This window comes from Bacillus pretiosus, from assembly GCF_051294775.1.
Classification (GTDB): Bacteria; Bacillota; Bacilli; order Bacillales; family Bacillaceae_G; genus Bacillus_A; species Bacillus_A wiedmannii.
On record NZ_JBPPHF010000007.1, the window covers coordinates 108,763 to 122,256 of the forward strand.

A 13,494-nucleotide genomic window follows, 5' to 3' on the forward strand; every position below is an offset into this window, starting at 1 on the left:
ACTTCATTATATAACGAAGTAAAAAAAGTATGCATACAAAATGACCAAATTAGTTTTACATTCAATAATAACAAATATATAGGAAATGTCATAAAAAATACAAGTATTTTCTCTTGGCAATACTTGTATTCCTCAAAAAAATCCTCACAGCTTTTCATCATCTGTGAGGATTTCTTCTATTATATATCTACTTGTACTTCTACACCGAAATGATCTGAAATTACATTTCTGTTCGTACCATTAAAAATGACTTTTGAAGAACGAACTTTTTCACTTTGGTTACACAATATTAGATCGATTCGTAAGTTATGTTTATTTTCATCCCAACCAGCAATCTCACCTTGGACAGTTGTTCCTTCATCCTTCTCTATTGCTAGTTCATATGTGTCATACAAACCTTTTTGCATCATATATTCATAACCTTCACCTTGTAAACGGGCGTTATTATTAAAATCACCCATTAAGAAGGAAAGTTCATTACTATCTACACGCCCCATCAAACGATTAACTTGATCTTTGAATGATTCTTCTTCATCATTCCACCAACCGAGGTGGCAAGAGTAAATCGTTATGTTCTTATCATTATAAGCAATTGTCACACTTACAATTTTGCGTGTTTTCCAATACGTTGTATCCTTATTTTCTGAAATAAAGAACGTATCTTCTTTTACAACATTATGCTTCGTTATAATCGCTAATCCTTCTTCATACACATCATAACCAATATGAGAGAAATCCCAAGTAATATTGTAATCTTTTACATGTAACGCTTTTAACTCTTCTAATAGTAAAAGTCCAAAATTATCTTCTTTCTTGTTACCGCATACATTTTCAGCTTGTATCGACTGACTTACTTCTTGCAATGCGATGACATCGTACTCTTCTTCTTGAATGACTTTAGCAAGATATTTTATCTTTTCCATTTGATTCTCTTCTTGCCAAGAGTGACAGTTTAAAGTTAGCAATTTCATCTTATTACGCACCTAACATATCTTGAATGTCTGACTTTAATACGTCAGCTTTCGGACCATATACTGCTTGTACACCTTTATCTTTTACGATAAGTCCTAAAGCACCATTTTGTTTCCACTGTGCTTCTGGTGCAACAACATCTAAATCTTTTACTGTTACACGTAAACGCGTCATACAAGCATCTACGTCAGCAATATTTTCTTTACCACCTAATAAATCAATAACTTTTGTTGCTAATGAACCATCCTGTACATTTCCTGTTCCTTCTGATGACTCATCTTCATTATCAATATAGTTACCTGCACGTCCTGGTGTTGGTAAATTGAATTTTTTAATTAAGAAATTGAATAATGTAAAGTTCAGACCGAAGAACACTAATGAAACGATAACGAAATTGATTAAATCTCTTGTTAGTCCTGCATTAACCATCATCGGTGTACGAGTAATTAATTCAATAAATCCAAATGCGTGAACACGTAAGTTAATTAAATCTGCTAATGCGAATGCAAGTCCTGTTGTAATTGCATATACAACATATAATACTGGAGCAATAAACATGAACATGAATTCAATTGGTTCTGTTACACCTGTTAAGAATACTGCTAATGCAGCCGATAAGAACATTGGTTTATATTTTGCACGTTTTTCTTTATCAACATTACGGAACATCGCGAAAGCAATACCCATTAACGCTGCTGTTGAGCCAATAACTTGTCCAGCTTTGAAACGAGCTGGTACAACGTTATTTAATAAATCGTTATATGCTTTCGTATCTCCATTTGCTAGTAAATTATTTAAGTCTGTAATCCATGCAAGCCATAAAGGATCTTGTCCTGCTACAATTTGTCCAACTTTTGAACCAGTTAACATCGTATATGTTCCGCCTAGCTCTGTGTAGTTCATCGGAATCGTTAACATATGATGTAAACCGAATGGTAATAGTAAACGCTCTAACGTTCCATATACAAATGGTGCAACAACTGGTGCACTATCTTTAGATGCTGCAATCCAGCGACCGAATTCATTTAATCCACTTTGGATGAACGGCCATAAAAGTGATAATACAATTGCAGTGACTGTAGACCAAACAATTACAACGAATGGTACGAATCGTTTTCCGTTAAAGAATGCTAATGCCTGTGGTAGTTTATTATAGTTATAATATTTGTTATATAGAGTAGCTCCTAAAAAACCTGTGATAATCCCTACGAAAACTCCCATGTTTAATGCTGGTGCACCAAGTACAGAAGTAAAGTAATCTTTTACAACTAAATCTCCTGCTAATACTGAAGAAACTGTCGCTTTTGAATCCGCTAACATTTCAGCGTTTACGCCAAATATAGCTCCTGTAATTCTGTTCGTTAAGACGAATGCTAATAGCGCTGCAAATGCACCACCTGCACGATCCTTCGCCCAAGATCCCCCAATTGCTACTGCGAATAAGATGTGTAGATTTGTAATGATTGCCCAACCGATGTCTTCCATTACGCGAGCGATTGTATGAACTGCGTTAATATCCCCAGCAGACATCCCAATTAACTTACCGATAGAAATCATTAAACCAGCTGCTGGCATTACAGCTACAACAACTAATAATGCTTTCCCGAACTTTTGCCAAAAATCAAAAGACGTAATTTTCATCTGTTCTTCCTCCCCTTTATTTATAACAACATAATGATTTAAATGATAATTTCTGTTTCTATTATGAAAACGATTCCTTACGTTACTTTTTTTATCTTTACGCAACCGTTTTCATAAATCTATTTTAATAAAAGCGTTTTCACTTTGCAATAGAAATTTATTTTTTTTCATAAAAAAAGATGCTCTAAGAGCATCCTTTTTTATTATGAAATGCGATAAACCCTTGTTTCATAAGGTTTTAACGTGATTGAAGTTACTTGTTCATTTTCCGCAACTTTATAGTTATTTAAAAGCAAACGTTTGCGTTCTAGTGCAAATGAACCTTCATTATACACAGCTACCTCTTTTGAGATATTACTAATTACAACGATTTTTTCATCGTTTAATGTACGAGTATATGCATAAATTTGCGGATCATCTTCTAAAAGTAAATCATACGTACCGTAATTCAGTACATCGTGCTCTTTTTTCAAGGCAATCATTTTCTTATAGAAATTGAAAATAGAGTTCTCTTCATTCTTTTGCTTTTCAACATTAATTTCTTTATAGTTTGGATTCATACCAAACCAAGATGCACCTGTTGTAAAGCCAGCATTCATCTCATCGTTCCACTGCATAGGTGTACGTGAATTATCGCGGCAAGAAGCCCATATAATTTCCATCATATCTTGATGTGATACGCCCTCTGCAATTTTCTCTCGATATAAATTTTTAATTGCTACATCATCATAATCTTCAATATTTGGGAATTGAACATTTGTCATCCCAATTTCTTGTCCTTGATAAATAAATGGTGTACCGTGCATAAAGAAATACATTGCTCCAAGAGCTGTTGCACTTTCACGCCAATATTGTTTATCGTCTCCCCAAGTTGAAACGATACGTGGCTTATCGTGATTCTCAATATATAAAGCATTCCATCCTTTATTTTCTAACCCTTTTTGCCATTTCGTTAATACCTTTTTCAAACCTACAACATCAAGATCTTTCTTCTTTTCTGCATCCCATAAACTTAAATGTTCGAATTGGAATACCATATTGAACTTACCTTGCTCTTCTCCAACCCAAAGCTCAGCATCTTCAATCTTAACGCCATTCGCTTCACCAACAGTCATAATATCATACTTAGAAAACGTATTTTCTTTTAACTCTTCTAATAAAGGTTGAATACCATCCACATTCATATGTTTATCAAAAGATGGTACATACTTTAGTTCTTTTGGATTTGGCATATCTTTGAAACCATCTTCTTTTTTAATATGGCTGATTGCATCCACTCGGAAACCATCAATTCCTTTATCAAGCCACCAATTAACTGTATCGTATAACACTTCGCGAACTTCTTTATTCTCCCAGTTTAAATCTGGTTGTTTACGCGAGAATAAGTGTAAATAATATTGTCCTGTTACTTCATCATATTCCCATGCCGAACCATTAAAAATACTTTCCCAGTTGTTTGGTTCCGCACCATCTTTACCATCATGCCAAATATACCAATCACGCTTCGGATTGTCTTTAGATGAACGTGACTCAATAAACCATGGATGTTCATCACTCGTATGATTAATAACTAAATCAATAATAAGCTTCATATCACGCTTATGAACTTCATATAGTAAAGCATCAAAGTCTTCCATCGTACCAAATTCATCCATGATATCTTGATAATCACTAATGTCATAGCCATTATCATCATTAGGTGACTTATACATTGGACAAATCCAAATTACATCTATACCTAAATCTTTTAAATAATCCAGTTTTGCAATAATACCTTGTAAATCTCCAATACCATCACCATTTGAATCCATAAAGCTACGCGGATAAATTTGATACGCAACCGCTTCTTTCCACCATGTCTTTTTCATAGTCATTCTCTCCTTTTGCATCCCATCAGAAATTTATGCAAACGTTTTCGTAACACTATCATAACAAAATATGAATAGTTTGCAACTGTTTTCATTGAACTCTATGTAGATTCCTTATTCTTATGCTTTATTTATTTCTCACAAAAGCAACTCTCATTCCTCACCTGCTCTTGTCCACGCACGTTACATATGCTCGGTTAAAGATTTACGAGAAAGCTTTATCAATTGGCCCGATATCGACATTAAAAATTGGCAAACTAGTTATTACGGCCCTAACTTTCAAAGATTGCGTAAAGTGAAAACCATATATGATCCTTGCAATGTTTTTCGTTTTCAACAAAGTATCCCACCCTTTCATACGTAAAAAGGAAGAACAGAATGCTGTTCTTCCTTTTTACATTGAAAATCGTTCAATTGTTTGTTTCAAGTCTGCTGCTTGCTTTTCTAAATCCTTTAACAATTGATCGATTACTACCATATTTTTAGATTGTTGCAACGTCACACGTGCTACTTCTTGTGAACCAGCTGATGTTTCCTCAGCAATTGCTGCTACAGCCTTCGTCTGTGCTCCGGTTTGATGAATGTGACTCACTTGTTCGTTCATATAGCCACTAATTTGCTTCGTTGCATCGGCAACTTCCATAATACTTGATGACATTTCTTTTAAAATTAATTCAGTAGCTTCCCCACGTTTCGCCTCTTCTTTAGCCGTTTTCACTTGCTCTGTCATTTTCAATGCGACTTGTTGCACTTCTTCTTGCATATTCCGTAATAACTGCGATATATTTCGTGCAGAATGATCGCTTTCATCGGCAAGTTTACGTACTTCTTCAGCTACAACTGCAAAGCCCCTTCCATGCTCTCCAGCACGAGCCGCCTCAATAGAAGCATTCAGTGCTAATAAATTCGTTTGACTAGCAATCTCACTCACAACAGAAACAATATGTTCTACTTGTTTCATTCGTTCTTCTAATTTCTGTACATTTTTCATCGAATTTTCATTTTCTTTTGCCAATGTTTGAATACCTTGAATTAAAGAAGTAAAGACTCGTGTACTTTGCCCTAAAGCTTGAACCATTTCTAAAGACAGCTCGTCAGACTGTTTTGCTTTTTCTTCTACTTCACTCGCAATAGAAGTTGTTGTATCAACAGCAGAAACAATCGCCTGAATGGAAGCTGCTGATTGCTCGGCGCCAGAAGAAATCTCTGCAAGAGTTTCAGACACACCTCGTGCTTGCTTTGTTGCTTCCCCTGTTTGCCTTCTAATTTGCTGAACTTGATTATTTGTATACGAAAATGTAGTATCAATATTTTTTACCATACCTCTTAAGTTCCCTAGCATCATATTAAATGCAACACTTAAAGATTTAATCTCATCATCTGTTTTTGGTAACGGGACATCTTCACGAATATCGCCATCGGCCGCTTTCCTTGCAGCCTCCTCCAACTTTCGAAGTGGTTTAATTAAAAAGATTGCTGCTCCATACGCTAAAATTCCAGACCATACTACACCTAATAACATAACGATAATATTATAAACAGTTTGACTTACATAACTTTGAAAATAATCGTATATCACGTAAATAAAAAATATACTTGTTGAATATGTAATAAAAGCTAAAACTGTAGTAAATAGCATAAGTTGTGTACGTAAGCCAAAGGAAAATGTCTTCCTTTCTTTTTCCATCTCTTCTTTCCCCCTTTTTATAAGCAACATAAGTACTACCTATATATTATTATCCATATTTTCGTTATAGAAAGATATAGGGATTTTTAAAATCATTATTTCTTTGAATATCAAATTACCTGAAAAAAATAAAGGATTCTGACAATTTATGACTAATAACAGAAATAAGGGGCAACATTTGTAAAATATATTTTGACTGGGGGTTTTGTATGATTCAGGTTCAAAATCTAGTAAAATCATTTGGCTCACTTGATGTTTTAAAAGGAATTGATTTACAAGTAAAAGAAAAAGAAGTTGTTGTTTTAATTGGTGCCAGTGGTTCCGGTAAAAGTACATTACTTCGCTGTCTTAACTTTTTAGAAATGTACGATGAAGGTGAAATTCACTTACAAGGTGAACGAATTGATCCACAGCATTCAAATTTAAACAAAGTCCGTGAAAATGTCGGTATGGTTTTTCAACACTTTAACCTCTTTCCCCATATGACCTCACTAGAAAACATCATAGAAGCACCTATTCATGTAAAGAAATTAGAAACAGCAAATGCAAAAGAGATTGGAAATCAGCTTTTGCAAAAAGTCGGTCTACAAGATAAAGCAGATGTAACTCCCCACCTCCTGTCAGGTGGTCAAAAGCAGCGCATTGCCATTGCACGAGCTCTTGCCATGAATCCTAAAATTATGCTATTTGATGAACCTACCTCAGCCTTAGACCCTGAACTTGTTGGAGAAGTATTGCAAGTTATGAAAGAACTTGCTGAAGAAGGAATGACCATGGTTATCGTTACTCATGAAATGAATTTCGCAAGAGATGTAGCTGATCGCGTCATATTTATGGATGACGGAAAGATTGTAGAGGACGCTCCGCCAGCACAATTCTTTTCAGCTCCATCACATGAACGAGCAAAACAATTTTTACGCAACGTTTTATAATGTTACTTCTGTTTCAAATGAAAAGAAATACATTCATACGGTGCACAACTAATTGTCCAAATAAAATATCTCAGTAACATACTTAAAACCATCCGTATGATCAATATATAGGAGGGGTTTTATGAAAAGAAAACTATTAACCATTGTTGCGAGTATTACATTATGTACATCCTTCATACTAGGAGCCTGTAGTAAGGAAAGTGCTACTACTTCTTCAAATGGTAAAAAAGAATTTCGTTATGCGATGAGTGGCTTATATAAACCTTTTAACTATAAAGAAAATGACGGAAAGCTTGCCGGTTTTGATGTGGAAATTGGTGAGGCACTTGCGAAAAAAATGAATATGAAACCCACTCCTATTACAAATCCATGGGAAACGCTAATTCAAGGTCTACAATCGAAAAAATATGATGCTATATTGGGCAGTATGGCAATTACAGAAGAACGCTTAAAAGCTGTTAGTTTCTCAAATCCTTATTATCGTTCTGGTGCCCAAATTTTTGTGGCTAAAAAGAATACATCTATCTCTTCTCCAGAAGATTTGAAAGGTAAGAAAATTGGTGTTGTAAAGGCTAGTACCTTTAAAGACCTTATTGCAAAACATACAGATCAAATCACAGAATATGACAGCGATATTACTGCACTTATGGACTTAGAGCCTGGACGTATTGATGCAGTAATCACTGATCAAATGGTTGGTTTACGTATGATCAAAGAAGGTAAATCAAATATAAAAGAAGCTGGAAAACCATTAAATCTTGATGAAATGGGAATTGCTATTCGTAAAGATGATAAAGAAATGGTTGAGAAAGTAAATAAAGCTTTAGATGAAATCATTAAAGATGGTACGTATGAAAAGATCAGTAAAAAATGGTTTGGGCGTAATATTCTCGGTGAAGAAGAAAAAACGAAGTAAATTAGCTAGTCAAATGTTTCATACATTATGCCCCACTTTTTATGTGGGGTATTTCATTCCCTACCAAAATCCATACAATATGAGGTGACACATATGTTTGAAATTTTTATGTCTACTTATCCCACACTCTTAAAGGCTACTATTGTCACATTACAATTAACACTAACATCCCTATTACTTGGTTCACTAATTGGATTACTATTCGCTTTTTTTCGAATCTCTAACAATAAGATTTTAAATAGTATTGCTCATGTATATATCGCCATTATTCGTGGTACACCTTTAATTGTTCAAATTGCCATTCTCTATTTCGGTATTACATCGATTATTGTCTTCACTCCTTTTTGGGCAGGAGCAATTGCTTTAGCAATCCATAACGGTGCATATATTACTGAAATTTTCCGCGGTTCCATTCAATCTGTCGACCGTGGACAATTGGAAGCCGCTCGTTCTTTAGGTATGCCTTATCCTTTAGCAATGCGCCGTATTGTATTACCGCAAGCATTTCGTCAATCTCTTCCTCCTTTAGGAAATCAGTTTATTATTGGATTAAAGGACTCTTCTCTCGTTGCATATGTAGGATTGTCCGAATTATGGGGATCAGGTTTATCAATTGCTGCAAGTAACTTCCAACAATTAGATACATACATAATCGTTGGTTTATATTACCTCGTACTTGTTCTTCTATTTACTTATTTTGTTAATCTTTTAGAGAAACGATTACAAAGAAAAGAAACAAATTCAGTTCAATTTAGCAAAAAGAATAAAAAAGAAGTCTCTTTATAAAAAAAAGCAAGCCTGAAATGGCTTGCTTTTTCACTGCAAAATATATCAATTTTTACTGATTTACTTTTTTAATACTCTCTTCTTCCTCTATATGTTCCTCACGATATGAAATATTATGAGGATCTAGTCCATTTCCTAAAGAACCATAGAAATGCTCTCTATGCGGATCCACTAATTCACTTCCTTGATAATACACACGTGGTGTATTCCATAGCGCTGCCAAAGCTTTTGTCATTGGCATCTCATGATAGCGTTCCGGCCACATTTCTTTAATTTTCTCTTTTACTAACGGATAGTATTTAGAGCTCATAGCAGGGAACAAATGGTGTTCTGTATGATATGAGAAATTGAAATGTAAAACGTCTACCCAGCGCGGCACTGTTACTGATAAACAGTTCGCTAACGGATCATTTACTGGAACAATTGGATTTAAGCGATGATTTGTTGCGATATATGCCATTACAATAAAGTTAGCAATTAACAATGGAATTACATATGCAAATAACCATTTTCCAGGTCCCATAATAAACAATAAACTAATCCAAACAGTCCAAGGCAAAAGAAGTTGAAGCCATACAGATTTTTGATTGGATGACTTAAATTCCTTTATAAAATGAAAGAACATTCGAGTCGAATGTAACGTAAATTGAATGGTTAGTGACAGAAAACTAAAGAATGAACGAACATGAAGAGGCATGCGATATACCCACCTTAAAAACTTACTCTTTTTCAGTTTCTCAAGTGTAGGCCATGCATCTGGATCATTTTCTTCATGTTGTGTATGAACATGATGCGTTGCATTATGCCACTTTCTCCAAAGCTTCGGGCCAGTTGATAATGGCATAAATGCTATCGCGCCTAAAAAATCACGAAGCCATGCTTTTCTTACAACAGTTCCATGTAAAATTTCATGTCCTAAAAATCCAAGTGAAGCAAAACATAATCCAAGAACAATCGCAATTCCTAGATTCGCCCACAAATTCAATTCAAATACACCAATCGATATTAACCCCGCCAATGCCACAAGCAAATAAGCCAGTCCACCAAATAAACGTGTAGGAACTGGTTTAAATGCTTTTTTCGGCAAATGTGGTGATACACGTGCTGCATACCACCCAAACGTATGAAGCTCCTTCATCCTTTTGCCCCTTTCTTATGCCGCGTCTTGCGCAACTTACATATATCAATTCTTGCTTCCAGATTGATTTTACTAGCTGATTAAAAAGCATCTATGTATAAGGAAAATATACTCACTCTATCGTCACTTATCTTTTCGCTTTTATTATCAATGAAAAACATTTCTCTTTTTACTCTCTATCAACCTTTCCACATGATGAATCATATCAATAGAATTTCCATATTGTCAACAACTTTTATGACCTAGTAATAAAAGTTGATTATATTTTTATAATCATACTTTATTCCACTAAAGAAAAAACATAGATTTTATAAGGTTTTACCCATTATGCATATACATATGCTGACATACTATAGACTCTATCTTATTCAAGAACTCTCTGTGTAAACAACAAATAAACTCACCTGAATCTAGCTTTGCACAACTCCTATCGCTTCATACCGACAACACCAAAATTATATTAAAATAATTTTATCTTTCTTTTAATAAAAATAGGCTCTCTCTAAAACAGCACACATGAATTTCATATCTTATGGAAATATTAAAAGGAAAATTGTTCTAAAATCGGGAGGTTTCTATAATGACAAGCGATACATTTCCACAATTCCCATTATCTTATTGGATTGAATCTACTCAAATCCCTGCTTTTCCCCCTTTATCTGAAAATGTAAAGACAAAAGTTGCCGTTATCGGTGCCGGTATTACAGGTATTACTACTGCCTATTTACTTGCGAAAGAAGGCATCGATGTTGTTTTAATTGATTCTGGTCTTATTTTAAATGGAACGACTGGGCATACAACAGCAAAGGTAACAGCTCAACATGATCTTATTTATGATGAATTAATAAATCATTTCGGTTTGGAAAAAGCCGGGCTTTACTATGAATCAAATAATCATGCTCTACAATTTATTAATGAAACTGTGCAAACATATAAAATCGACTGTAATTTCTCAAATGAAGATTCATTTTTATATACAACTACTGATAATGGATTAAGAAATTTATCGAAAGAATATGAAGCCTATCAAAAATTAAATATACCTTGTGACTATGTTCAATCTCTATCGATTCCAATTCCAGTACAATCTGCACTTGTCATGAAAAATCAAGCCCAATTCCATCCCCTTCTTTATTTGAAAACACTTTTAGAAAAGTTTGTAGAGATGGGCGGAAAAGTTTATGAACAAACAACAGCTATTGATGTGGAAAAGGGTGATTATCCACAAGTCATTACAAAGAGCGGACATCGCATCACTTGTGAATATGTTGTCTCTTGTTCACATTTTCCTTTTTATGATGCGAATAGCTTTTTCTTTACGCGAATGTACGCAGAACGCTCTTATGCTCTTGCCATTAAAGCAAAAACAGATTATCCAGGTGGCATGTATTTAAGTATTGATGATCCAAAACGCTCCTTACGCTATACAACAAACAATGGAGAACAATTAATTTTAATTGGCGGAGAAAGTCATAAAACAGGACAAGGAATAAACACGATGCTTCATTACGAAGCACTGTATTCTTTTGCGGAAGCAACGTTTGGAGTAGATGAAGTTCCCTATAGATGGTCAGCACAAGATTTAATCACGCTAGATAAGCTTCCTTATATCGGACATATTAACGAAAGAAATCCAAATATATTTGTTGCAACTGGATATCGTAAATGGGGAATGACAACTGGAACTGCTGCCGCTCATTTACTGAAGGACTCCATTCTAAAAGTCCATAATCCCTATAAGGAACTGTATGCACCATCACGCTTCCATGCAAATCCAGATATAAAAACATTCCTCTCCCAGAACATTGATGTTGCGAAACATTTAATTGAAGGAAAGATTGAAACCGCATTACGTAAGCCAGAAGATCTCGAAGTTGGTGAAGGATCTGTCGTACATGTTAATGGGAAACGAGCAGGTGCTTATAAGGACAAAGATGGGAAATTACATATTGTCGATACAACTTGTACACATCTCGGCTGCGAAGTTGAATGGAATAATGGTGATTGTACTTGGGACTGCCCTTGCCATGGTTCCCGCTTTTCAATTGAGGGAGATGTTATGGAAGGTCCAGCAGATCAACCGTTAAAACGAGTTGATCATGAGTAAACAAATAAAGAAGTTCAACAGGATTCCTGTTGAACTTCTTTATTTGTTATAAAACCTTTTCAGATAAACTTCGACATAAGAAGGGAAATATTAACATCAAATAAAATAATATATTTATCTATAAATAAAAGGAGGGAATACTATGCAAACTTCAGCTCCACCTCATCTAGAATCTACAAAAATTATCTTTTCAAGCTCTATTACAAAACTTGTTGTTTTTATTTGTTGGCTAGCCATTCTAGCTGATGGATATGATTTAGGTATTTACGGTGCCGTTCTGCCAAAGCTCCTAGAAGACAAAAGCTGGGCACTTTCACCGGCACACGCTGGTACAATTGCTAGCTATGCTTTATTTGGGATGTTTATTGGCGCTATTCTAGTTGGAACCATTACAGATCTAATTGGACGAAAATGGACGCTTATATGCTGTTTAGCACTTTTCTCCATCACAATGGGCCTTGCTGCACTTGCTCCTTCCCCTGAATTATTTGGTTTATCTCGATTTATCGGAGGAATCGGATTAGGCGGTGTTATTCCAACAGCTTCAGCACTTACTGTTGAATATTCACCAAAAAAGCGACAATCTTTTATTTATGCTCTTATGTTTACTGGCTATCCTTTAGGTATCGTGTTAGGTGCTATTTTGTCTATGTTTATGTTAGAAGATTTCGGATGGAGAATTATGTTTGGCATCGGAATGATTCCACTACTCCTCATTCCTTTCATCATTCGTTATTTACCTGAATCCATTCAATTTTTGTTATCACGTAATCGACAAGAAGAAGTGGAACAAATCCTTAATCGTTTTCAAATTGAATTCAATGCAAAAGAGGAAACTCATCAAGCCCCACCTAATATACGAAAGAAAAATGGATTTCTTACGTTATTCTCAAAAGAGTACATAAAAGCGACGCTGCTTTTTTGGATTACTTATATAATGGGAATGTTTTTAATATACGGTTTAAACACTTGGTTACCGCAGATGATGCGCCAAGCAGGATACCCTCTTGGATCTAGTCTATCATTTTTACTTATGCTAAATATTACTGCCGCTATCGGTGCATTATTTGCTGGAGCAATCGCGGATCGTATAGGGGCTAAAATTGTTATTAGCATCTCCTATCTTATGGCAGCTATATGTATTGGACTATTAACAATTAAACCATCTGTTACAATCATTTATCTTTTAATCGGCCTTGCTGGAATTGGATCAGTCGGTATTACTCAAATATTAAATGCATATGTAACACAATACTTCCCATCCCATATCCGAGCTACCTCCTTAGGCTGGGGACTTGGACTTGGCCGAGTTGGTGCGATTGCTGGTCCTATTCTTGTCGGTATTATTATGACAATGCAATATGACTTAGCATGGAATTTTTACTTATTCTCATTCGCGGGTCTTCTTGCAGCTATATCTGTTTTCTTTATTCCTACAAAATAAAAA

At 35.0% G+C, this 13,494-nt stretch carries 10 protein-coding genes and 2 pseudogenes; 6 read left to right on the plus strand and 6 right to left on the minus strand.

Annotation, left to right across the window (positions count from 1 at the left end; genetic code table 11):
- Positions 1-179: 179 nt before the first annotated feature.
- The 3 genes from ACSG5Z_RS25995 to ACSG5Z_RS26005 all read right to left on the minus strand — a co-directional run bounded on the left by ACSG5Z_RS25995 (position 180) and on the right by ACSG5Z_RS26005 (position 4,481).
- Positions 180-971, minus strand: coding sequence for an endonuclease/exonuclease/phosphatase family protein (locus ACSG5Z_RS25995; RefSeq protein ID WP_435712511.1), 792 nt, complete (start codon positions 969-971; stop codon positions 180-182).
- A gap of 4 nt (positions 972-975) precedes the next feature.
- Entirely contained in the window at positions 976-2,613 is a 1,638-nt protein-coding gene (locus ACSG5Z_RS26000) for a PTS transporter subunit IIBC (RefSeq protein ID WP_000705549.1), read from the minus strand.
- Positions 2,614-2,816: 203 nt separating this feature from the next.
- Positions 2,817-4,481 (minus strand): glycoside hydrolase family 13 protein, encoded by a 1,665-nt coding sequence (locus tag ACSG5Z_RS26005; protein ID WP_435712512.1) that lies wholly within the window; start codon positions 4,479-4,481, stop codon positions 2,817-2,819.
- A gap of 181 nt (positions 4,482-4,662) precedes the next feature.
- On the opposite strand from ACSG5Z_RS26005, the pseudogene ACSG5Z_RS26010 reads away from it, so the two are divergent.
- Positions 4,663-4,845 (plus strand): annotated as a pseudogene (locus ACSG5Z_RS26010) (BBE domain-containing protein); the annotation flags it as partial.
- 30 nt (positions 4,846-4,875) lie between these two features.
- On the opposite strand, the gene ACSG5Z_RS26015 reads toward ACSG5Z_RS26010, so the two are convergent.
- Both ACSG5Z_RS26015 and ACSG5Z_RS26020 read right to left on the minus strand, forming a co-directional pair.
- Positions 4,876-5,826, minus strand: a complete 951-nt coding sequence (locus ACSG5Z_RS26015; protein WP_435712559.1) for a methyl-accepting chemotaxis protein — start codon at positions 5,824-5,826, stop codon at positions 4,876-4,878.
- Positions 5,818-6,198, minus strand: a pseudogene (locus tag ACSG5Z_RS26020) (HAMP domain-containing protein); the annotation flags it as partial. The gene ACSG5Z_RS26015 and the pseudogene ACSG5Z_RS26020, both read right to left, overlap by 9 nt.
- Before the next feature lie 179 nt (positions 6,199-6,377).
- On the opposite strand from ACSG5Z_RS26020, the gene ACSG5Z_RS26025 reads away from it, so the two are divergent.
- The 3 genes from ACSG5Z_RS26025 to ACSG5Z_RS26035 all read left to right on the plus strand — a co-directional run bounded on the left by ACSG5Z_RS26025 (position 6,378) and on the right by ACSG5Z_RS26035 (position 8,802).
- Positions 6,378-7,100, plus strand: a complete 723-nt coding sequence (locus tag ACSG5Z_RS26025; RefSeq protein WP_098147510.1) for an amino acid ABC transporter ATP-binding protein — start codon at positions 6,378-6,380, stop codon at positions 7,098-7,100.
- Positions 7,101-7,221: 121 nt separating this feature from the next.
- Positions 7,222-8,016 carry an ABC transporter substrate-binding protein gene (locus ACSG5Z_RS26030; protein ID WP_098147507.1) on the plus strand — a complete coding sequence of 265 codons (795 nt, stop codon included), beginning with the start codon at positions 7,222-7,224 and terminating at the stop codon, positions 8,014-8,016.
- A gap of 93 nt (positions 8,017-8,109) precedes the next feature.
- A complete protein-coding gene (locus ACSG5Z_RS26035) occupies positions 8,110-8,802 on the plus strand; it encodes an amino acid ABC transporter permease (RefSeq protein WP_000461606.1) in 693 nt (230 codons plus the stop codon).
- Positions 8,803-8,854: 52 nt separating this feature from the next.
- Here the strand turns inward: ACSG5Z_RS26035 and desB are convergent, their stop codons facing one another.
- On the minus strand, positions 8,855-9,940 hold the full coding sequence (gene desB / locus ACSG5Z_RS26040; protein ID WP_435712513.1) for a Delta(10) desaturase DesB: 1,086 nt from the start codon (positions 9,938-9,940) through the stop codon (positions 8,855-8,857).
- Between the two features lie 580 nt (positions 9,941-10,520).
- Between desB and ACSG5Z_RS26045 the strand changes: the two genes are divergently transcribed.
- Both ACSG5Z_RS26045 and ACSG5Z_RS26050 read left to right on the plus strand, forming a co-directional pair.
- On the plus strand, positions 10,521-12,047 hold the full coding sequence (locus ACSG5Z_RS26045; RefSeq protein WP_087982290.1) for an FAD-dependent oxidoreductase: 1,527 nt from the start codon (positions 10,521-10,523) through the stop codon (positions 12,045-12,047).
- 142 nt (positions 12,048-12,189) lie between these two features.
- Positions 12,190-13,491, plus strand: coding sequence for an MFS transporter (locus ACSG5Z_RS26050; protein WP_137011734.1), 1,302 nt, complete (start codon positions 12,190-12,192; stop codon positions 13,489-13,491).
- Positions 13,492-13,494: the final 3 nt, after the last annotated feature.